Genomic DNA, 21,694 nt, shown 5'->3' on the forward strand with positions numbered 1-21,694 from the left:
TTTCTTAGTTAAAATGGGTGGATGGTCAGACTTTTTCGACTTATTTACACATTTTCACTGGGAGATTAGCCACTTTTGTTTTAAATTTATGAATAAATCGCTATAATATAGGAATATAGGGTAAATGGAAAAAAGTATATATTTTAAATAAACACAACAACTGCAAACGGAATAGGGCACAGTACGCTGTCAGGGTGTCTATAGAAAGTAGGGAGAGATAAATGGGGATTGTTCCTGCCGAAGGAGGAAAAATCCAAATCCATAGCTATAAACATAATGGACATATCCATCGTATCTGGGAAGAGACAACCGTTTTAAAAGGGACCCAAAATCTGGTGATAGCAGCGAATGACCGTACTATGGTAACGGAATCAGATGGAAGGACCTGGATTACGAGAGAGCCGGCGATTTGCTATTTTCATTCAAAGTATTGGTTTAATGTTATTGGTATGTTGAGAGAGGACGGGGTTTATTATTATTGCAATATCAGTTCGCCGTTCACATACGATTCGGGAGCATTGAAATACATTGATTATGACCTGGACATTAAAGTATTCCCAGATATGACGTTTAATTTGCTGGATGAGGATGAATATGAAAGGCATCGGAAAGAAATGAATTACCCGGATGCCATCGATTCAATATTGAAACAGAACGTAGACTATTTGATTTATATGATACGCCAGCGAAAAGGACCATTCTCCGCAGAGTTTATTGATAGTTGGTATGAACGCTTTTTAACCTATCGGTGATAGAAAAGGCCTGCTGCATAATTGGCAGGCTTTTTCATTGTGTATCATACCTACACAACTGATTCAATCTTTCAAGAATGCAGGAACCATTAAACCTCCTATAAATGTTTATGAAAGTTAGTGAATGAAGTCCTTTTGATAGTTAATCATCGAAAAGGAAAATATAATTGAATAGTGCATAAGATTCCAAATTGAGTTATGGGCTTTTTTTATCATTTGGATTTAATGATTCAGAAAAGGAGGAATTCCGTGGGGAGTATTAAGAGATATTTGCAATTCGTCAAACCATATAAATGGCAGATAATCGGGACGGTACTGATTGGATTGCTAAAGTTCGCGATTCCGCTTTTACTTCCATTGCTCAGTAAGTATATTGTGGATGACATCATCGGAAATGGTGATCTGTCCAAAGCCGTGAAGTCCGAACGCCTTTTATGGGCAATGGCCATCATGATATTCATTTTTGTGGCAGTTAGACCGCCGATTGAGTATTACCGCCAATATTTCGCTCAATGGACCGGAACGAAAATCTTATATGATATTCGTAATGATTTATTTACTCATATACAGAAACTGAGTTTTAAATATTATTCCAATACAAGGGTGGGCGAGGTCATTTCAAGGATGATCACGGATGTGGAACAAACGAAGAACTTTGTCATCACGGGTCTGATGAACCTTTGGCTCGATATCGCAACGATCATCATAGTGATAGTCATCATGTTTACGATGGACGTGAAGTTAACCATTGTATCCATCATCATGCTTCCATTTTACGCATTTTCGATTAAGCATTTCTTTGGCAAGCTGAGAACCTATACAAGGATTCGGTCCCAAGCGTTAGCGGATGTACAGAGTCACCTTCATGAACGGGTTTCAGGGATGTCAGTCATCAAAAGCTTTGCGATAGAAGACAGGGAACATGAATTGTTTGCGAAGCAGAACAAGAATTTCCTCGATAAGGCCCTAAAGCATACGAGCTGGAATGCTAAGTCATTTGCTGTCGTGAATACGATCACGGATATTGCCCCCCTGCTCGTGATAGGATTTGCCGGTTATCAGGTCATTCATGAACAATTATCACTGGGTACCATGGTTGCTTTCGTCGGTTTCATAGACCGGCTATATAATCCCCTCAGACGTTTAGTTAACTCTTCTACGACAATGACTCAGACATTGGCGTCCATGGACAGGGTTTTTGAGTTTGTGGATGAGAAGTATGATATCGATGACGAACCAGGGGCGAAAGAGCTGAAGCATGTGGATGGACGAATAAACTTTCAGGATGTATCGTTTGCTTATGACGAGAAAGAGGCACCCGTTTTGAAACATATAAATTTGGATGTTAAACCAGGGGAAACCATTGCACTTGTTGGGATGAGCGGCGGCGGGAAATCCTCGATCGTCAGTTTGATTTCCCGTTTCTATGATGTAACGGAGGGAAGGGTATTATTGGATGGGACGGATATCCGTAATTATCAAGTCCGCAGCCTAAGAGATAAAATAGGAATGGTTCTACAGGATAATATCTTATTTAGTGAATCGGTTAGGGCCAACATCCTTATGGGACGGCCTGATGCAAGTGATGAAGAAGTAATTGAAGCGGCAAAGGCGGCGAATGCCCATGAATTCATCATGGGTCTCAAAGAAGGATATGAAACGAAAGTGGGGGAGCGTGGAGTTAAATTATCCGGAGGCCAAAAGCAACGGGTGGCCATAGCGAGGGTATTTTTGAAAAACCCTCCAATCCTTGTTCTCGACGAAGCCACATCCGCATTGGATTTGGAAAGTGAGCACTATATCCAGGAGGCACTGGATATTTTGGCGAAAGACCGGACCACCATCATCGTGGCCCATCGGTTATCAACCATCACCCATGCCGATCGGATCGTTCATATCGATAATGGGGAAATTACGGAAATGGGAACACACGAAGAACTTATGAAAAAGCAAGGGCATTACTACAACCTATTTCAAGTACAACAATTGGATTCTTAAGGAGAAAAGGAAAAACCATATACAAAAGAAGACCATTCCGCTAACGGGAATGGTCTTTCTTATTCTTATACGAACCAGTGCATACACGTTATGAAATCCTTTTTTCGTGCAGCGTTTTTTTCTTGTCGGGAAGGAATTGCGGCAGATGCTTTATTCCTTCAGGCAAGGCGATGCCGACGATGATCAAGCACATCCCGAACCATTGCAGTGACGTAACCTGTTCATTCAAGAAGATGACGGAAACGACCATCGCTGAAGGCAGCTCCGCTGCACAAAGAATCGTTCCAAGCCCGACACCCACTTTCGGCAAACTGACAGCAAAGAAAAAGAAAGGAACAAGAACACCCAAAGTGCCGAGCAGCAGACCGTAGTACCATAGGTTCGTTTGGACAAGATTCGTCACAAGTGTGACGGGGTTAGTCGTGAATACAGCAGTCAGCATACCACCCGTTGCAATGAAAAACAGTCGTTTCATTGAAGATTCCCCAACTGCGAATTGAGAGTTGCAGTACATATATAGCGCAAAAAGGACCGCAGACAATAGTCCGAACAATACGCCTTTTAGGCTTAGGGCAGATAGAGGCTGACCAAAAATCGCCCCTGCCAATAATGTACCGATGAAGAGAACGAAAATGGCAATGAGTTTATTTTTATCCGGGCGTCTTTTATTTATGAAGCTTTCAATGAGGACGCCTATCCAGGTAAATTGAAATAAAAAGACAACGGCAATCGAAGCGGGAAGCTCGGATACGGAAACGGCATATGCCTTTCCGACGAAAGTGGACATCATGCCCGTGATTAAAAGTAATCCGGCACTCTTCCATGAAACTTTATATTTAAACGAAAAAAGAAATAACACGGAGACAATCAGCCAACCGACAAGATATTGACTGCCGACCAGTTCTCCAGATGAATGGCCATCCATGAATCCAAACTTAATCATGGTGGATAAAGTGCCATATGAGATCGAACCGATTAAGACCATTATGGAATACTTCAAAAGTTGCATGTTTTTCACCCCTGTAAAAATAAAAATCGCCACCTGCCAAAAAGGCAAGTGACGAACGAAAAAAGGAAATCCTTTTAAAATTCCGTCTCTCAACGAAAGCTGAGTTTAAAAAATGTTTGTGTTGCATTACCTTAGCTTAAAGTCTTTGTGAATATTTGTCAACCAGAAAAATAAGTTAAGCTTGGAGGTCGATCTTTAAGCTAAGGCGGTGAGAGAGGTCGGAGATATTCCTTTCATGCATAGTGATTGAAAACCCCCAAAGAGGCGAATATGCCAAATGGGGGGACGTGCTTCAATCGCCATTTTGCTGGAAGTCTTCCAATTTACCACGGTATTCCTCGTCTTTCATTTTGCGAAGATTAGGCTTTTTTTCTGCAGTTGGCTCCTCGTAAGGCTTTTGTTTGTGAAGCTTGGAAAGTGCCAAACGATAATCCTGATCTTTCATTTTCAATTCATCATTGTCTGTTGGGGAGATGATTTCGGTAACGGAATCATCTGCCGAAGAGAAAGCGGACTCTTCCAACGAGTGCTCTTCCTCGACACCCGGAAGCTTACCTTCAAGTGATAAGGATTTGATATTGAATGTGATCAAGCCCGTAACCGCTAATATGGCAACGATGATAATTAGAATTATGCCCATTGAATCAAGCCTCCTAGAGCTCGTTTATGAATGAACGGGTGACATGGGCTACCCGTTTTCCTAATGCTTCTCCAAGCTGCAAGTCCTTTTTGGTGATGTTGTCATCCACACCGGGCGGACAGCTTATCCCTACTCCATAGTAGGAACCATATATGGCGTTTTCCGGGACAGTGCCGGGCAAGCCGACAATGATCATGCCTTGATGAAGCATAGGGGTGATTAAGTTCAGCATGGTAGCCTCGAGTCCGCCATGTACGGTGGCCGTCGTACAGAATACAGCACCCACTTTATTGATCAGCGCACCTTCCGCCCATAGATACCCAAGTTTATCAATCCATGTTTTCAAACTCGAACTGATGGTGCCGAAATGACCGGGACAGCCCCAAATGATGGCATCCATTTCCTGAAGCTTATAAACATCCGCCTCGTTTACATGGTCAATGAGAACCTCAGCCCCAGGAACCGCAGCGGCTCCTTGAGCTATTGATTCGGCAAGTGCTTTCGTATGGTTACCTTCACTATCGTAAACAACATAGATCTTCATTTTAATTCCTCCATTTAATTAAACCGATTTTTTTACTGGTGAAGGAAGCAAAGGTACATCCAAATGTTCTTGTTTAGCTTTTTTCATTGCTTTATCCTTCCGAACGTCACGCAAAAACAGGGAGAGAACGATACCGGCAATTGCGAAGCCTGTTGCCCAAAAGAATGCATCATTGATTCCCATCACATTTGCTTGACCCTGGATTTGTGAAGAAATTAGCGACATGGCAGTTTCCTGTGCCTGTTCACTAGTTTGATTCATCGAACTCATGATGGATTGAACGATTGTTTGGAAATTCTGAACAAAACCGGGATCACTCGTACTCATTTCCGTTCCTAAAGCAGTTCCATGGAAAGAAGCACGGGTTGTATAAATGGTCGTCACGAAGCTCGTACCAATGGCTCCGGTTACTTGTTTCAGCGTATTGCTCATTGCCGTACCATGTGTATTCAAATGCTTAGGAAGCTGATTCATCCCAGCTGTCATGATCGGCATCATCAGTAAAGACATACCAAGTGAGCGGATGGCATAGATGATGACCAAAGTCGAATAGGTTGTTTCTGTAGTCAATTTAGCGAATTCGAAGGTTGTTACGGCAGTAATTGCTAAACCAAGAAGTGCTAATGGACGAGGTCCTATTTTGTCGAATAATGCTCCTGAAATGGGTGACATCACCATCATCACAAGGGCTCCGGGTAGCATCAATAGACCCGATTGAACTGGTGTGAAGCCTCTTAAAGTCTGCAAATATATAGGCAATAAGAATATCCCGGTAAACATGGCCACTGTGACGATGGCGGAAATGATATTCGATAATACGAACATGTCATACTTAAATACACGGAAGTCAAGCATGGGTGTATCGAATTTTAGCTGTTGAACCACAAATAGGGTCAAAAGGATCAGCCCAATGATGATCGTTCCCAGAACGATGGAATCCGTCCAGCCTTTGGAACCTGCTTCACTGACACCGTATAGTAATGAAGCGACACCTAGCAAGGATAGAGAGGCGCCCATCAAATCCAATTTGATTTTCTTTGGTTCTGCTACATTACGCATACTTAAAAAGGCGAGTGTCATGACAATCATGCCTAATGGCACCATTGCGTAGAACATGACCCGCCAGCTATATTCCTGAATCACCCAACCTGATAAAGTCGGGCCGATGGCAGGGGCAAACATAATGGCTAATCCAAAGATTCCCATTCCTTTCCCGCGCATTTCCGGAGGGAAGATGAAAAGGATGATCGTCATGACCAATGGCTGCAGAATCCCGCCGCCAGCCGCCTGGATCAGCCGGCCTGTAAGTATGACGGGGAAGTTTGGTGCGATGCCGCAGATGAATGTCCCGACGGTGAATAGAAACATGGCAGCAAGGAATAAAATGCGCGTGCCAAACCGTTCTATTAAAAAAGCGGACAGTGGGATCAAAGCTCCATTCACGAGCATGAATCCAGTTGATAACCATTGAATCGTAGTTGCAGCTACATTAAATTCTGCCATCATCCTAGGCATGGCGACACTAAGCAGGGTTTGATTCAAAATGACCATGAACAAACCTAGCATTAAGATAATTAACATGGGGGCAAACTGTTTCATTCCCTTGTTTTCATTTACTGAGATGGTTTGAGAAGCCATTTATGAAAAGCCTCCTTTCTGTATAACTGTGTAGCCGGTTTATTTAGTTGAAATTTTCACTTCTGCGTTCATTCCAGGCAGAACTTTATCGGATGGTGCTTTGATGGAAATTTCAACTGGTACTTTTTGAGTGACTTTCGTATAGTTTCCGCTGCTGTTTTGATTGCCCATCACTGAAAAGACAGACGTTGTGGCATAACCGATCTGTTCCAATGTACCTTCGAAGACAGTATCGGGATCTCCATCGATGATAATATCGACGCTGTCACCTTTTTCGATATCCTTCAATTTATTTTCTTCAATATTAGCCGTTATGGACAGATCATCCATATTGATGGTCTGAGCTAGCGTTTGACCCGCTTGAACAAGCTGCTCATCATGCACTTGTGTTTTAACGATTGTACCTTGTGCTGCGGTTTTTACTGCTTCTTTTCCGTCCAAGGTGGTTACATTGGCAACATTGTCATCCTTCCTTACACTGTCTCCTTCGTGTAAGTCCCAACCTGCTAGTTTACCGGCAGCGGGGGCAACGATGGTATATAGCTCTCCCGACACTTTCGCTTCATCCGTTTTAATGAAATTCGTGCTTTCATAATAGTAATAAGCCCCGCCGGCTAATACCGCTAATATAATAACCAAACCAATGACATTGATTAAAACTAAACGTCCTCTATTCACTTGTTTCGCCTCCAAAAAATATTGATGATGCATTCCTTTTTTGATTAACGTTCAGTAGCTAGAAATGACACCGCCTCCTATTCAAAGTTTATTTATTAATTTTAATAAATATTAATTTTTATAAGTATTAATATTATTAAGTAAAGAGTTTACCAGTTTAATTATTTTTTGTCATGTAATTTATTCGGAATAATAGTGGGAAATAAATACAGTTAAATAGTAAAAATTTGAATTTTTTTTAGTTTTAAGGATATATGGAAAGTAAAGTTGACAATGGAATGTCAATTAATTAAATTTAAGAGGTAGGATTGTCCTATATAAGGAGTGAGAAGGCTGGATTTTAAATGGGAAGTAACTAATAGTATAGAAATGCAGATTTTTCGGATTAGGAAGAAGCTTAGGGCCATCGTAGCAAAAAATCTTCAGCCTTATGGATTAACATCGCCTCAGTTTTTCATATTATTGATATTGAAAAAAGAGGGGTCGATTAAATCGACCCAGCTGGCTGACTTCTTAACCGTAAAGCCAAGTGCGATTACCGTATTTGTAGATAAGCTGGTCGAAATGGATTATGTGAAACGGCAGCCCTCTGAAAAGGACCGCAGGGTCATCAACCTTGAATTGAAAGAGGCAGGGGAAGCGATTTTGGGAAGAGTCCTTGCGGAGCATAACCAATTGATGGGCAAGAACTTCAATTCATTCTCAGAAGATGAGCTGCAGGATCTTTTGAAGAAATTGGATACGATTGAAAAGGCTGCTGATAAGAACCTTTTGGATTGAATGAGGGGTCTGCTCTAAATAGAGAAAAAAAAGACGGTTCCCGGGAACCGTCTTTTTTAATCTTCCTCATACTGGACAGATATTTCGTTATCTTCCTTATGGAAGGACTGGAAGCTGACTATCAGCTTTTCAAGATGTTCCAATTGTTCGTCATATTCTATGACTGCAGAAATCAATGGTACAAGGCGGGCAGAGAGATGGCCCAGATTATCATGCATTTCGTCCACTTGATTCTGCTGTTCGAAAAAGTGGGCAAGCAGCTCTTTACGACTTAAACAATCCTGGTCCCAATCTTCAATCTCCTCGATGGACTTGATTTTTTCGATATGCAGTAATATCAATTGTTCATGCTTGCGGATCAAGGAATCAAGCTGCTGTAAGATGCTCCGTTGGAAATCTTCAGGCATTTGATATACTTCATTCTCGAATTTATGGACTCTTTTCAAGGTTTCAAACGCTTTTTTTGTCGTTATGATCATCTGCCGATAAACGACAAGCTTTCTTGCTTTAGCTACACTGTTCTTCTTGAAATATTCCCGTTCCTCTTTGTACATGGAATAGATATGTTCTAGATCGAGTAACTCCGACTTCAATCGGCTGATGTCTTTTTTCAATAAAGTGTGTTCCGTAGCATGCCTTGTGCTGATTCTGATCCATTTCAAGATGTCTTCCGTTACATCTGTAATGCGTGTATAAAGCTTTGCTTCGTACTTTGGAGGAATGAAAACCAGATTCACGATGAACGAAGAAACGATTCCAAGCAAAACGGATGAGAGACGAATAAAGGCAAAATTCAGGAATTCCCCGTCCTGGCTTTCCATGATGGCAATGACCGTCACGATGGAAAGGACAATCGTTTTATCCATTTTCAGTTTTAAATTGATGGTTATGACAACCATTACGGCAAGACCGATTATAAAAATATCATTTCCGAACAACAAAACGAAGGAGACAGCAACCAATGCGCCAATGATATTTCCTTGAATCTGCTCCAATACCGTTTGATATGAACGGTAAATGGTCGGCTGTATTGCAAAAATTGCAGCAATCCCAGAAAGGACAGGAGCAGGAAGGTTAAGCAGTTCCGATAGATAAAGCGCTAAAACAATTGCTATTCCTGTTTTGAGAATGCGGGCACCAAACTTCATATATGGGTTAATCCTTTCTTTGTGTTGTAATGGATCTGGTAAGAAAAGTCTCTATTTATATATAGGCTTTTGCTTAAAGTTGTATTCTAACTTATTTGTTAGTACTTTACACTAAAATAAGATGATGTAAACAAAAAGTAATATACAGGATTTTCCTAAGAGTTACAATAGCTAAAATCAAGTTTAATATATAAAGAAACGATAGGCAATTTCTTGATTGCTTTCAGCTGTGTTTTTCCATCGTTTGAAGACTGTCCCAAAGGTGAATGACTTGAAAAGGCTGATGCTCGAATTGAAGAGCATCAGCCTTTTTTAATATATTTTCAGCATCACTCCGTGGATACAGCAGGATCCGCCTGTTCTTTAACTGGAACGACCTGAAGGAAGTGCTCTCCAAGATTTTGAAGAAGTGTTTCTAAAGAGGCCGCTTCTTCGGTTTGGCCATGATCTTTCAAGAGGGCCGTGTATTTGCCCAGAAGTTCGGCCACATCCTGCAGGCCTTTTGCAGATAGGGAATCAATGGAAATCTTTGCCCCTTTCGCAACCCGTTTCTTAATGACCTCTTTGGTTAATCCAAATTCAGGCTGTTGCCGTAAATAAACGACACCGCCTGTCATCCCTGCACAAATCCATGGACCGGGATCACCCAGAACTAAACCTCTTCCATTTGTCATGTATTCAAAAGCGAATCCCTTAATATTGGAAGTTACCGCAATATTACCGTTTTCCTTTTTAGGAAGCGGGTGTTTCAATAATCCTCCAATGATCATATCCGCTCCGGAAAGCCGGATTCCCGCCCTGGCATCGGCATCACCTTGGGCAATGAGGAGACCATGCTGTGCACCGTAACCAAATCCCTTACCGACAGAGCCATTGTAGAACTTCCCATCTTTTCCTGGAGATTTAAAGATGGCAATATTACCGCCAATCGATGTTTTGCCAATACCATCCTGGGCACCGCCATTCACGCTGATTGAAATTCCCTCCGTATTGTAGGCCCCAAGTCCATTACCCGGGATGGAACCATCCTGGTAGGATAGGTGAACGGGAGGAAGTTTTTTGTATGATCCATCCAATCTGCCCCTAACGCGGTGACAGGACACCCTGCTGCCGAGTACACGCTGCTCGGCAGTGATCGAGCTATAGCTACGGGATTGCTGCAGATCACCTACATGCGAATCCAGATATTCAGCGCCAACGGCTACCTGCATGGAGCCTTCATTTAAATAGGCCGCCGTTTCTTTATGTGAGAACGGTGTTATATCCAGGTTTTTCAATAAATAGGTTAAATCCAATGATTGTTGACCTTTAACTTGCTGTAGCAAATCAGAACGTCCGACGATATCCTGAAGATTCTTCACCCCAAGTGATCCGGTCAAAGATTTGAGTTCTTTTGCAAAAGCACTGAACATATTCGTTAATCCCTGAACGGCTAAATCAAATTTTCGTGGAACAAAACGGCGCAGCCCATGTTCTTTCGCCTGCGCTTCCGATTCAATTTGAGTGGCGATGCCCACATGGCAAGTATCAAGGTGACATCCGCGGCACGTTGTACAGCCGACGGCAATCATCGAAAGGGTCCCAAAACCTACACGGTTTGCACCAAGCAGCATGACCTTCAATACATCCATCGAGCTTTTTAAACCACCGTCAGCCCAAATTTCAACATTCTGTCGGATACCTGACTCAAGCAGCGCATTATGGGCCGCTTTCACACCTATTTCAACTGGTAGACCGACATGTGCGAGTGCATGGATCCTGGCAGCACCCGTTCCGCCATCAAAACCAGAAAGCGTTATGATATCGGCCCCCGCTTTTGCGACGCCGACAGCAATCGTACCAATGTTTGGAACGACTGGTACTTTGACGGCAACTTTTGCTTTGTCGTTTGCCGTTTTTAGCTCATGGATCATTTGGGCCAAATCTTCAATTGAGTATATATCATGGTTATTGGAAGGGGAGATCAAATCGGAACCGATTGTTGCATTTCGGGCTTCTGCGATTTTCGCTGTGACCTTGGAACCGGGAAGGTGACCGCCTTCACCAGGTTTTGCCCCTTGCCCAATTTTAATTTCCAATAGATTTGAAGAGTTCAAGAGTTCTGCATTGACACCGAAACGGCCGGAAGCGATTTGCTGTCCGCGGGATTTCGGGTACTTGCCCAGCATATCCTTTATTTCCCCGCCTTCACCATTCATGCTGATCATGCCTAACCTCTCGGCAGCTTCTGCATAGGCCCGGAAAGCAATCTCATTTTGTGATCCAAAGGACATGGAGGCTATGACGAACGGCAATTCCTGTTGGCCGACCAAAAGACTGACTTCTTCAGAAGGGATGGAAGCATCTGAAGTTTTTAATGATGTCAAGTGGCGGATCGCCGTAGGATTGGATTCTTCCTGTTCGGTGATCTTTTCGCGATAAGCATCATAGTCCCCGGTTGAAGCAACTTCCCCGATAGACTTCCAAATTCTAGGGAATAAATGGAAGGTCTTACCCATCCGTTCTTTTTCATTCCCATAATCTTCTGCACGCTGGATGGCATCTGCCTTGATTTTATCAAAATTATAGTCCAGATCATTGGATCCGAAGAAGTTAGCCACATTTAAATATTTCGCGATTTCCTCATGTAAACCGATGCTTGAGAAAAGTCTTCCATAGCCGCGCAGCTCATGAATGCCAATGGTGGAGATGACTTTCTCAAGCCCTTTCGTCAAGGAGTTATATAGATTGGTAACCCCCTTGAGGTCATCTGAAGATAGGGAAAGGAACATATAATAGGGGCTGATTAAGTTGGCCCCAAGACCATAAGAAACGATGATATCATGCAGTGACCTTAGCGATGCTGAACGTAAAAGGATGGAACAATCACGGCGCTTGCCTGTGCGGACCAACGCTTGGTCGACGGCTGAAGTGACAAGGTGGGGATCAAGCCAAAGGTTGCCGTTTTGATGGGCAAGGGCATCATCCAGAACGAGCAGCGTTTTTCCTTCATCCACTGCATTGACACTTTCATCCGTAATCCTGGTCAAGGCATCCGTGATATTTTCATCCTCTTTGAACGTGCTTGAAATGAAGTGCACGAGTTTTTGATCTTGGTTATATTTAATGAACTGATCATAGCTTGGCTGCGATACGATAGATGAGCACTCATAACCCGTTGATCCTTCAATCAATAAGGGAGTCAGCAGCTCCGTAACCTTTCCTGCCTTATTCGCTTCGAATAGGGAAGGACGTTTTCCGATGATCGTTCTTGTTGAGAAGTGCTCGGTTTCCCGGTCCCGGTCGATCGCTGGGTTGGTTACAACGGCCACACTTTCCTTGATGAAATCAGCGATGTTGGTCCGTTGGGGATTAAGTGCTGCCAATGGCGCATCGTGACCAAGTGAACGAATGGGCTCAGCGCCTTTTTCGGCCATCTGTTCCACTAATTGGACATGCTCCCTTTCCCACCCAAAGGCTTTATACTGACCATTATGAATGGCTTGCGTATTTGTCATGGAGACAACCTTTTCAAAAAATTGGGGCTGTAAACGGACCCGGTCATTGGAAAGGACGAAACGATCATTGAAGAGTTCAAATACTTTATCCTGGTAATCCTTGTATGTGTACAATTCAATACGGTCGCCATTCCATTTCAAACCGATTTTTTCCCCTGGACCCATCGGTTTCGGATCTCCGGTATATTCACTGGAAGGGATAATTCCTGGTTCGGAAGTGAACATATAGGATGATTCCGTTTCAATATTCCAGAGTGGGCGCAAGCCTAAAGAGTCGACAGAGAACACAGCTTCATCGCCGAAACGGGAGATGATGCCTGCCGGACCTTGTGCAAAATGCCCCCATGCTTCCCTTAAATACGTATATAAGTCTTGTAAATGCTCGGGATATTCCTTGATTTCATTGATGATTGGCGGAAACATAAGATCGACAGCTTCAAATAAAGAGTAGCCATGACGGCAGATGAAAGTCTCGATCGTCTTGTTTAAATCCTGTGAGTCGCTTCCATCTTTAGCGATGGGAACTCCGATCATTTTCGCTTCATCACGCAATTTGGCGATGGTATTGATTTCGCCATTATGACCAAGTACACTGAAAGGCTGGACCCGGAAGAAGCTTGAAAGAGTATTAGTTGAAAAACGATTATGTCCCAGTGTCATGGTGGAGGCAGCCAAAGGGTCGGCAAGATCAGGATAATAGGCAGGGAGCGTATCCCCCGCACCCATCACTTTGTATACCGCATGATGCTGGCTTAAAGATGCAACATGGATGAAATCACTTTTTTCGATGTCGGAAGTCAGCTCAAAAAGAACATTTGAAAGCTCCTGGTTGTTATTGATGGTGGAGGAACAGGCAAATTGCCAGAACACTGGGTCTTCTTGAATGGCAATCGGTCCCAATGCTTCGGAACGGTAGGCTTTATCCGTTTCGAATATCAATGAGAGACCATGTTGGAGCAGTTTCTCCTTAACTTCGATTTTTAAGTCGTTAGCTTCTGTTTTTTTGCTTAAAAATAAGTGGCCGACTATGAAGGAATCTTGATCGACGATGCCTGAATCGACATTTACCGCTTCAAGCTTCTTTTTCCAAAGAGCCCGGGGAATATCGATATGGATGCCGGCGCCATCGCCCTCACCATTGATGAAACCGCAGCGATGGTTCATTTTAACCAGGGCGTCGATACAGGCAAAGATGTTTTCGTTAGTAGGGATCTTCTTTTTTTCGATGCAGGAAACGATTCCGCAGGCATCATGTTCTTCCTTGTGAAATTCTTTGAATGTAGCAGGTGTCCATTGTTGGGCCATATATGTGGCTTGAATAAGGTTACCCTTATTCTCTGCCTTTCACCTCCTGTAGCATGTGTTTAATGGGGGAAATATTAGTAAACCCGAACAATAGTCCAAGTTTTGATAGATTGAAAGAAAGTGTATAAATGTATATAAATGTATCCATATCATATCATTTAAATATTCAGAAATCAATTTTTTATACAATGGGCTGGATGCTGTGATTGATGGGATTTTTGTGAGGATTGGCTTCAAATGCTAATATTAAAGATTTATTACAGGATAATAAGAAACCCTCAAGAATGATGTACATCCTGAGGGTGTATAAAAAATGCATAATTATGCTGATCCGATTTATTATATTAGGTTTTTGAATGCATGTTCAACCGCTTTTAGAGTATAAGCGATATCATCATCCGTGTGAGCAATTGTCAAGAACCAGGCTTCGTATTTGGACGGTGCCAAATTGATTCCCTGATTGAGCATGAGTTTGAAGAACTTAGCGAACATTTCGCCATCCGTATTTTCCGCCTGCTCATAGTTTTCAATTTTTTCTGTCGTGAAATAGATCGTCAATGCCCCTTTAAGGCGGTTGATGGTGATCGGGACATTATATTGGCGAGCCGCTTTCAGGATACCTTCTTCAAGGATTTTCCCCAGCCGGTCAAGCTCTTCGTATAGACCCTCTTCTTTAAGTACTTCTAAGCAAGCTATCCCGGAAAGCATGGAAGCCGGATTTCCTGCCATCGTACCTGCTTGATAGGCTGGTCCTAGCGGGGCGACAGTTTCCATGATCTCTTTTTTACCGCCATAGGCACCAATAGGAAGCCCGCCCCCGATGATTTTTCCAAGCGCGGTCAAATCGGGTTGAATTCCCAAGAAGTCCTGTGCCCCTCCATACATGAACCGGAACGCTGTGATAACCTCGTCGAAAATGACGAGTGATCCGGCTTCGTGAGATAATGAAATGACTTCTTCCAAGAAGCCAGGGCTTGGTTCCACGATTCCAAAGTTGCCGACGATCGGTTCAACCAGCACGCCTGCAATTTCATTGCCCCATTTATCAAGTGCTTCCTTAAATGACTCGATATCATTGAAAGGTACCGTGATGACTTCTTGTGCGATGCTTTTTGGAACGCCGGCAGAGTCCGGTGTACCTAGAGTGGACGGGCCGGAACCTGCAGCGACGAGAACAAGGTCGGAGTGTCCATGGTAACAGCCTGCAAACTTGATGATCTTATCGCGTCCTGTGTAAGCGCGGGCAACACGGATGGTGGACATGACTGATTCGGTGCCTGAATTGGTGAAGCGGACTTTATCCATGGATGGTATGGCTTCTTTCAACATTTTGGCAAATTTGACTTCATGTTTTGTCGGTGTGCCGTATAAAACGCCCGTTTCTGCTGCTTTAACGATAGCCTCAGTAATATGTGGATGCGCATGCCCTGTGATGATCGGGCCATATGCAGCTAAATAATCGATATATTTATTGCCATCAACGTCCCAGAAATAAGCCCCTTTGGCATGATCCATCGCAACTGGTGAGCCGCCGCCTACAGCTTTGTAAGAACGGGATGGGCTGTTAACCCCGCCAACGATATGTTCCAATGCCTCTTTATGTAAAAGCTCTGAATTACTAAAATCCAATCTTAAAACCTCCTATAAAATAAACATATTTCCCCTTAATCATAGCACTTTTCCGTCTGTAAATCTGGGGTGGAAGGCTAGGAAATGTGATTCGTCCGCTGATGGAAACGCTGCATCCCTAGAAGCATCAGGATTCCGGGCCTTCATTTTGTTTGGGAAATAGGGTCGGATCCCAAAACTCCGGTTATGAAAGTAAGAATGGCCAAGATGGTGGCAGGGTTTTCGATGTCGAAGGATTGGCGGTTCATTTCGCCCTGGGCTTGGTAATAGATCAGATGGCCGGTTCCTTTTTCTTCATTAATACGAAGGTGGAAACTGATGGGTGTGCTTTCGATCGACCCGCTGGAATCCCTTTGGATGACCTGGCATAATAATTCTCCGTACTCATCTTCATAAAGGAAGTCATATCGGAGGTCGATGACGACCTTTTCAATTTGGGATAGTAATAATTTTTTGATATTCATAGCATATTCGTCTCCTTTATATATGTATCTGGTACAACGGCCATTTCGCCCTGAAAATGGTCTATGGCATCCAAGCATTTTTATTGTCTAAAAAGGTTAGGTTGGATAAACTAATTCATTAGGACAAGAGATTACGGAGGATGTAACAGGATGAATGATGCAATTCAAGTGAAACAGCTTCGGAAGGAATTTAAGTCGGCATCAAGCCGTTCAGGGCTAAAGGGTGCCTTCCGGGATTTACTTACCAGAAATTATAAGGTCGTCCCTGCCGTCAATGATATCAATTTTACCGTGAAAAAGGGTGAGATGGTAGCTTATATCGGGGAAAATGGTGCAGGGAAATCGACCACGATCAAAATGCTGACAGGTATTTTGGAACCGACAGCAGGTGAAATCACGGTCAATGGCATGAATCCACATAAAGAAAGGGAAAAGTTCACCCAGACAATCGGAGTCGTATTCGGTCAGCGCTCACAGCTTTGGTGGGATATTGCGGTTCAAGAATCGTTTAGGCTGTTAAAAAAGGTCTATAAGGTAACGGATGAGCAATATAACGATCATATGGAACATGTCATCAAGACGCTCGATATCGGTCCTTTGCTGGACAAACCTGTGCGTAAACTCTCACTAGGTCAGCGAATGCGCTGTGAGCTTGCGGCAGCTTTGATACACAATCCGCCTTTGCTGTTCCTGGATGAGCCAACGATTGGACTTGATGTGCTCGTGAAAATGAAGATTCGTGAGTTCCTGAAAGAAATCAATGAGAAATATAATACGACAATCCTTTTGACTACACATGATTTAGGAGACATTGAAGCATTATGTGAGCGTGTAATCATGCTTGATGAAGGACAAATCATTTATGATGGGGAATTGCAGAGTTTAAAAGATAACTGGGCTGAGGAAAAACAGATCCATTTTCAATTCATCGAGCCGATCGCACTGAAGGAATTGCAATCATTAGCGCTCCCATTTACCGCTAACTGGGTTTATGATGAGAAAAATCAAACATACATTGCCTTGTTGAAAGAAGAAAGTGATCATATTTCACAGCTTGTTTCGGCTGTTGTATCTCATTTTAAAATAAAGGATATCAAAATCCATGAAACGTCCATTGAAGAGATTGTTCGCAACATTTACGAAGAAGGCACTGTCTGAATCTCTTATCATTAAGAAACAACATGTCTATCAAGAAGGGGGAGGGCCATGGGGAAGTATCTTGCAATGATCCGCATGCGTTTTTTGATGATGCTTGCGTATCGAACGGATTATTATACCGGTATTTTAATTTATAGCATTAATATCGGCGCTTATTATTTCTTATGGAATGCGATATATGGAGAAAAAAGCTCAATCGAAGGACTTTCAGGTATGCAGATGACAACCTATGTCGCGGTTGCATGGATGGCGCGCGCTTTTTATTTCAATAATATTGACCGCGAAATCGCCACTGAGATTAAAGACGGCAAGGTCGCCATTGAAATGATCCGGCCTTATAACTATTTAGGCATGAAAACGATGCAAGGACTTGGGGAAGGGATATTTCGTTTCTTTTTCTTCTCGATTCCAGGAATGCTGCTGGTAGCTTTCATTTTTCCTATCGAATTGCCGCACGAGCCGGCTACGTGGGGGATATTCGGCATTTCCTTGCTGTTCAGCTTCATCATCAATACACAGATTAACTTATTGACGGGAATCACTACCTTTTTCTTATATAATAATGCCGGATTGATCCGGGCTAAAAGGGTTATCATTGATTTATTTTCCGGTCTGCTGCTGCCCATCAGTTTCTATCCGATATGGGCGCAGGAAGTGATGAAATATTTACCCTTTCAAGGGATCAGCTATGTACCAAGCATGATTTTTACGAACGGGTACAGTTCAGGTGAAATTGGCATGGCGCTTTTACAGCAGTTAATTTGGTGCATCATTCTCATAATACCGATTCAGCTTTTATGGATAGTCGCAAAAAAACAGCTGATTATTCAAGGAGGTTGACGGGATGTTTTATGTATCGATGTTTTTTCAATATGTGAGTCAATATATGAAAACAAGATTGCAATATAGAGCCGATTTCTTCATGGAAATCCTATCCGATCTGCTGAATCAGGTCGTGAATCTGGTATTTATCTTAGTCGTTTTTGGACATACCCAATTTTTAAGCGGCTGGAGCCGTGAAGAAATCATATTCATTTATGGATTCTTCCTTATCCCATTCGCCCTTTTTTCTGCCTTTTTCAACATCTGGGATTTTAATGACCGCTATATCGTCAAAGGTGAAATGGACCGGATATTAACAAGACCGATACATAGCCTGTTTCAAGTCATTTTAGAAAGAATCGAGCTAGAAGCGTTATTTGGTGTTGTGACCGGTTTGATCATTATATTCTATTCGGGGATTTCATTGGATCTGCAGCTTGAGTGGTATGACCCGATTCTTTTCATCATTTTTGCAATAGGCGGGGCCCTTGCTTATGCAGCCATATTCGTTGCGATAGCAAGCATTGGGTTCTGGTCGGATGCGAAAACATCCATCATGCCAATGATGTACAATATTGGGAACTACGGGCGCTATCCTGTTGATATTTATAATAAGGTCATCCGTTTTGTCCTTACATGGGTGTTGCCATTCGCGTTTGTTGGTGTCTATCCGGCATCTTATTTCCTAAGAAAAGAAGAGTGGTATGCATATGCATTTGCCACACCTGTAATTGGGGTTGCCTTTTTCGTGATATCCGTTTTCATATGGAATCAGGGAGTGAAGAGGTACCGCGGGGCAGGGAACTAAAAGAACCCCTTCAACAGCATTCATGTTGAAGGGGCTTTTGTTTTAGTTCCGTTTTTTCTTTCTTTCAATATATCTTGCTTGTGCGTGAACATATTGCTGCTTTTCCTCTTCCGTTTCCGGAATGACCTGAGGTACGTTTGTCGGCTTACCGTCTTCATCAATGGCCAGCATCGTTAAAAAAGCGCGTGCCGTAAGCTGTTTTTCACCTGTTAATAGGTTCTCACGCTCCACTTTCACGTATACCTCCATTGATGTGCGATGAGCACAGGTGACATAAGCTTCAAGGTTGATTGCATCCCCTGTCTTGATGGGGGCCAAAAAATCAAAAGAGTCGCTTGAAGCAGTCACGACGGGTTTTCGACAATGGCGCATAGCTGAAATGCAGGCTATTTTATCAACATAGGCCATTACTTTTCCGCCAAAGATGGTATTGTGATGATTTGTATCCGGTGGAAAAACAAGGTCGGTTAAAAAAGTCCGTGACTGCTGGGTTGGATGGGCAACGTTCTTTTCAATCATTTGCCTGTTGGTTTAGCTAAAAGGTTTTCACGGACGATTTTTGCTGCTTCGACCATGTTTTTCAGGGAAGCGACGGTTTCCGGGAGACCCCTTGTTTTCAGACCGCAGTCGGGGTTGATCCAAAACTGGTCTTTATCCAATACCTTGATGCCCCGTTCAATCATATCGACCATTTCTTCCACTGCCGGCACACGGGGGCTGTGAATATCATACACACCCAGGCCAATACCTTTTTCATATGTTTTTGCCTCGAATGCGGAAGCAAGCTCCCCATGACTACGGGATGTTTCGATGGAAATTACATCGGCATCGAGGGAGGAGATGACATCCATGAAACTGTTGAAGTCGCAATAGCACATATGCGTGTGAATTTGGGTTGTATCCTCCACGCTTGATGTGGATATCAAGAATGAATTTACAGCCCAGTTCAAATACTCGTCGCGATCGCTTTTTTTCAATGGCAGGCCTTCTCTAAGTGCAGGCTCATCAACCTGAATCATTTTAATTCCAGCTGATTCCAATGCAATGACTTCTTTTTCCAAAGCGAGCGCCAGCTGATAGCAAACATTCTCCCTGGAAATATCATCACGGACAAATGACCAGTTCAAAATCGTTACAGGACCTGTAAGCATTCCCTTTACCGTCTTCTTCGTCAGTGATTGTGCGAATACACTTTCCCTGACTGTCATCGGTTCGATGAAATGGATGTCGCCGTAGATGACTGGTGGTTTCACGCAGCGGGATCCATAGGATTGTACCCAACCCTTTTCCAAAAAGACGAATCCGCCTAACTTATGGCCAAAGTATTCGACCATATCAGTCCGTTCGAATTCCCCGTGAACGAGAACATCCAAACCGATTTCTTCTTGGATTTCGATCCAACGGCCAATTTCTTCGTTAACGAATGTTTCATATTGCTGAGCGGTCCATTCTCCTCTTTTGAATTTCCCTCGTGCTTGTTTAACTTCAAATGTCTGCGGAAAGCTACCGATTGTAGTCGAAGGAAGAAAAGGCAATTTGAAAAATCCCTGTTGTTTTTGGTAACGCTCTTTAAATGGAAGCTGACGGCCGGCGGTCCTGGTTTTTACCTTTTCGACATTGGATTGTACACTCCCATGATTCCGTGCATTTGAACTAGCTAACGTTTGAATCGTAAATTTATTAGCAGCGACTTTTTCTTCGATTGCTTCAAAGCCCTGATTATTCCCCTTAACCAATAGTGTGATTTCCTCAAGTTTCTCATCAGCGAAAGCAAGGGCATCTTTCACTTCTTTTGAAAGGGCGGTTTCATTATGAACGGTCACTGGGACATGAAGCAGGGAACAAGAGGGCTGAAGCCAGATTTGGTCTTCGGATACCTTTTTCTTAAGAGTCTCGATCAATTGGATTTTTTTCGATAAATCAGATAGCCAAATGTTTTTTCCGTCAATCACACCTGCAGCAAGCACTTTGTCCTTCGGGAAGCCGAATGCTTCAAGATTACTAAGATTCCTCCCTTTATCATGTGCAAAATCAAGACCGATTCCTTGGACTTTTAATTCGATGACTTCTTGGTAGTGTTCCACGGAATCAAAGTATGTTTGTAGCATGATGTTCAGGTTTGGTGCTGCTTCATTCAGTTTTTCATAGAGGTAAGTAACGGTTTGCATATCATCTTTGGAAATGGATGAAACAAGAGAAGGTTCGTCCATTTGAACCCACTTCACGCCTTCTTGCTCCAACTCCTGCAGGATTTGCGTGTATAGGGGAAGCAGGCTCAGGATGATGCCAGGGATTTCTTGTTTATTGAAGCCTTTGGAAAGGGAGATGAAAGTATAAGGTCCGATCAACACGGGCTTCGTTTCAATCCCTAGCATTTCCTTGGCTTCCCGATATGCTGCAAGTGGTTTATTTTCTGTTAAAGTCAGCTGTGGCACTTTTAATTCAGGGACAATATAGTGATAGTTCGTATTGAACCATTTCGTCATTTCGGAAGCGACTTCATCATTGTTTCCGCGAGCCATTGAATAATAAACGGAAAGGGGAACGCTACCACCTTCATAAGCTGAATAACGATCGGGAACAAGACCGAACATGACGGACATATCGAGCATTTGATCATAGAAAGTGAAGTCGTTGACAGGAATGATATCAATGCCTCGTTGCTTCTGTTTTTGTAAGTTGCCTAAACGGATGGCTTTTAGTTGTGCCGTAAATTCTGCTTCATCGATTTTTCCGGACCAGTAAGCTTCCAATGTACGTTTCCATTCACGATCTTCCCCGATTCGAGGGTAACCCAAACTACTGCTTTTCAAAATTTCCATCC

General features: G+C 43.0%; 17 protein-coding genes. 6 read left to right on the forward strand and 11 right to left on the reverse strand.

The genetic code is table 11. The features are described from left to right. Positions 1 to 221 precede the first annotated feature (221 nt). Positions 222 to 752 (forward strand): nucleoside tri-diphosphate phosphatase, encoded by a 531-nt coding sequence (ntdP, locus tag Q8G36_RS05150; RefSeq protein WP_048685440.1) that lies wholly within the window; start codon positions 222 to 224, stop codon positions 750 to 752. Positions 753 to 1,001: 249 nt separating this feature from the next. Beyond that, positions 1,002 to 2,750, forward strand: a complete 1,749-nt coding sequence (locus Q8G36_RS05155) for an ABC transporter ATP-binding protein (protein ID WP_305159268.1) — start codon at positions 1,002 to 1,004, stop codon at positions 2,748 to 2,750. Positions 2,751 to 2,838: 88 nt separating this feature from the next. Here the strand turns inward: Q8G36_RS05155 and Q8G36_RS05160 are convergent, their stop codons facing one another. From Q8G36_RS05160 to Q8G36_RS05180, 5 genes are all read right to left on the reverse strand, one after another. Further along, on the reverse strand, positions 2,839 to 3,759 hold the full coding sequence (locus Q8G36_RS05160; protein WP_305159269.1) for an EamA family transporter: 921 nt from the start codon (positions 3,757 to 3,759) through the stop codon (positions 2,839 to 2,841). A gap of 292 nt (positions 3,760 to 4,051) precedes the next feature. Further along, positions 4,052 to 4,399 carry a hypothetical protein gene (locus Q8G36_RS05165; protein WP_305159270.1) on the reverse strand — a complete coding sequence of 116 codons (348 nt, stop codon included), beginning with the start codon at positions 4,397 to 4,399 and terminating at the stop codon, positions 4,052 to 4,054. A 13-nt stretch (positions 4,400 to 4,412) separates the two neighbouring features. Continuing rightward, positions 4,413 to 4,943, reverse strand: a complete 531-nt coding sequence (locus tag Q8G36_RS05170) for an NAD(P)H-dependent oxidoreductase (protein WP_305159271.1) — start codon at positions 4,941 to 4,943, stop codon at positions 4,413 to 4,415. 18 nt (positions 4,944 to 4,961) lie between these two features. Beyond that, on the reverse strand, positions 4,962 to 6,581 hold the full coding sequence (locus Q8G36_RS05175; RefSeq protein ID WP_305159272.1) for a DHA2 family efflux MFS transporter permease subunit: 1,620 nt from the start codon (positions 6,579 to 6,581) through the stop codon (positions 4,962 to 4,964). 39 nt (positions 6,582 to 6,620) lie between these two features. Further along, the gene (locus tag Q8G36_RS05180; RefSeq protein WP_305159273.1) at positions 6,621 to 7,259 is read right to left on the reverse strand and encodes an HlyD family efflux transporter periplasmic adaptor subunit; all 639 of its coding nucleotides are present in this window, start codon (positions 7,257 to 7,259) and stop codon (positions 6,621 to 6,623) included. Between the two features lie 324 nt (positions 7,260 to 7,583). Here Q8G36_RS05180 and Q8G36_RS05185 point away from each other — a divergent pair, with 324 nt between their 5' ends. Further along, positions 7,584 to 8,039: a MarR family winged helix-turn-helix transcriptional regulator gene (locus Q8G36_RS05185; RefSeq protein WP_305159274.1), complete on the forward strand. Its 456-nt coding sequence runs from the start codon at positions 7,584 to 7,586 to the stop codon at positions 8,037 to 8,039. Positions 8,040 to 8,095: 56 nt separating this feature from the next. Here the strand turns inward: Q8G36_RS05185 and Q8G36_RS05190 are convergent, their stop codons facing one another. The 4 genes from Q8G36_RS05190 to Q8G36_RS05205 form a co-directional block, all read right to left on the reverse strand. Then, positions 8,096 to 9,187 (reverse strand): FUSC family protein, encoded by a 1,092-nt coding sequence (locus Q8G36_RS05190; RefSeq protein ID WP_305159275.1) that lies wholly within the window; start codon positions 9,185 to 9,187, stop codon positions 8,096 to 8,098. A gap of 329 nt (positions 9,188 to 9,516) precedes the next feature. After that, entirely contained in the window at positions 9,517 to 13,989 is a 4,473-nt protein-coding gene (locus Q8G36_RS05195; protein ID WP_305159276.1) for a glutamate synthase-related protein, read from the reverse strand. Positions 13,990 to 14,328: 339 nt separating this feature from the next. Further along, positions 14,329 to 15,618, reverse strand: coding sequence for a glutamate-1-semialdehyde 2,1-aminomutase (locus tag Q8G36_RS05200; protein WP_305159277.1), 1,290 nt, complete (start codon positions 15,616 to 15,618; stop codon positions 14,329 to 14,331). A gap of 143 nt (positions 15,619 to 15,761) precedes the next feature. Next, complete coding sequence (locus Q8G36_RS05205) at positions 15,762 to 16,082, reverse strand: hypothetical protein (RefSeq protein WP_305159278.1); 321 nt, start codon at positions 16,080 to 16,082, stop codon at positions 15,762 to 15,764. Between the two features lie 150 nt (positions 16,083 to 16,232). Here Q8G36_RS05205 and Q8G36_RS05210 point away from each other — a divergent pair, with 150 nt between their 5' ends. From Q8G36_RS05210 to Q8G36_RS05220, 3 genes are read left to right on the forward strand one after another with little or no spacing between them, the layout of a single operon-like run. Then, entirely contained in the window at positions 16,233 to 17,240 is a 1,008-nt protein-coding gene (locus tag Q8G36_RS05210; RefSeq protein ID WP_305159279.1) for an ABC transporter ATP-binding protein, read from the forward strand. A gap of 48 nt (positions 17,241 to 17,288) precedes the next feature. Further along, positions 17,289 to 18,080 (forward strand): ABC transporter permease, encoded by a 792-nt coding sequence (locus tag Q8G36_RS05215; RefSeq protein WP_063234836.1) that lies wholly within the window; start codon positions 17,289 to 17,291, stop codon positions 18,078 to 18,080. A gap of 4 nt (positions 18,081 to 18,084) precedes the next feature. Further along, positions 18,085 to 18,870 (forward strand): ABC transporter permease, encoded by a 786-nt coding sequence (locus tag Q8G36_RS05220; RefSeq protein ID WP_137020287.1) that lies wholly within the window; start codon positions 18,085 to 18,087, stop codon positions 18,868 to 18,870. A 42-nt stretch (positions 18,871 to 18,912) separates the two neighbouring features. On the opposite strand, the gene Q8G36_RS05225 is transcribed toward Q8G36_RS05220, so the two are convergent. Continuing rightward, complete coding sequence (locus tag Q8G36_RS05225) at positions 18,913 to 19,389, reverse strand: acyl-CoA thioesterase (protein WP_305159280.1); 477 nt, start codon at positions 19,387 to 19,389, stop codon at positions 18,913 to 18,915. Continuing rightward, positions 19,386 to 21,692, reverse strand: coding sequence for a 5-methyltetrahydropteroyltriglutamate--homocysteine S-methyltransferase (metE, locus tag Q8G36_RS05230; protein ID WP_305159281.1), 2,307 nt, complete (start codon positions 21,690 to 21,692; stop codon positions 19,386 to 19,388). The genes Q8G36_RS05225 and metE overlap by 4 nt, the downstream gene beginning before the upstream one ends. Positions 21,693 to 21,694 lie beyond the last annotated feature (2 nt).

The sequence above is a fragment of the Peribacillus frigoritolerans genome, assembly GCF_030676415.1.
Lineage (GTDB): Bacteria > Bacillota > Bacilli > Bacillales > DSM-1321 > Peribacillus > Peribacillus frigoritolerans_A.

What these genes read in the sequence shown, in the direction of transcription:
- ntdP (WP_048685440.1), top strand. Translation starts at nt 222, where the DNA reads ATGGGGATTGTTCCTGCCGAAGGAGGAAAAATCCAAATCCATAGCTAT.
- Q8G36_RS05160 (WP_305159269.1), bottom strand. Translation starts at nt 3,759, where the DNA reads ATGCAACTTTTGAAGTATTCCATAATGGTCTTAATCGGTTCGATCTCA.
- Q8G36_RS05165 (WP_305159270.1), bottom strand. Translation starts at nt 4,399, where the DNA reads ATGGGCATAATTCTAATTATCATCGTTGCCATATTAGCGGTTACGGGC.
- Q8G36_RS05170 (WP_305159271.1), bottom strand. Translation starts at nt 4,943, where the DNA reads ATGAAGATCTATGTTGTTTACGATAGTGAAGGTAACCATACGAAAGCA.
- Q8G36_RS05175 (WP_305159272.1), bottom strand. Translation starts at nt 6,581, where the DNA reads ATGGCTTCTCAAACCATCTCAGTAAATGAAAACAAGGGAATGAAACAG.
- Q8G36_RS05190 (WP_305159275.1), bottom strand. Translation starts at nt 9,187, where the DNA reads ATGAAGTTTGGTGCCCGCATTCTCAAAACAGGAATAGCAATTGTTTTA.
- Q8G36_RS05195 (WP_305159276.1), bottom strand. Translation starts at nt 13,989, where the DNA reads ATGGCCCAACAATGGACACCTGCTACATTCAAAGAATTTCACAAGGAA.
- Q8G36_RS05205 (WP_305159278.1), bottom strand. Translation starts at nt 16,082, where the DNA reads ATGAATATCAAAAAATTATTACTATCCCAAATTGAAAAGGTCGTCATC.
- Q8G36_RS05210 (WP_305159279.1), top strand. Translation starts at nt 16,233, where the DNA reads ATGAATGATGCAATTCAAGTGAAACAGCTTCGGAAGGAATTTAAGTCG.
- Q8G36_RS05215 (WP_063234836.1), top strand. Translation starts at nt 17,289, where the DNA reads ATGGGGAAGTATCTTGCAATGATCCGCATGCGTTTTTTGATGATGCTT.
- Q8G36_RS05220 (WP_137020287.1), top strand. Translation starts at nt 18,085, where the DNA reads ATGTTTTATGTATCGATGTTTTTTCAATATGTGAGTCAATATATGAAA.
- Q8G36_RS05225 (WP_305159280.1), bottom strand. Translation starts at nt 19,389, where the DNA reads ATGATTGAAAAGAACGTTGCCCATCCAACCCAGCAGTCACGGACTTTT.
- metE (WP_305159281.1), bottom strand. Translation starts at nt 21,692, where the DNA reads ATGGAAATTTTGAAAAGCAGTAGTTTGGGTTACCCTCGAATCGGGGAA.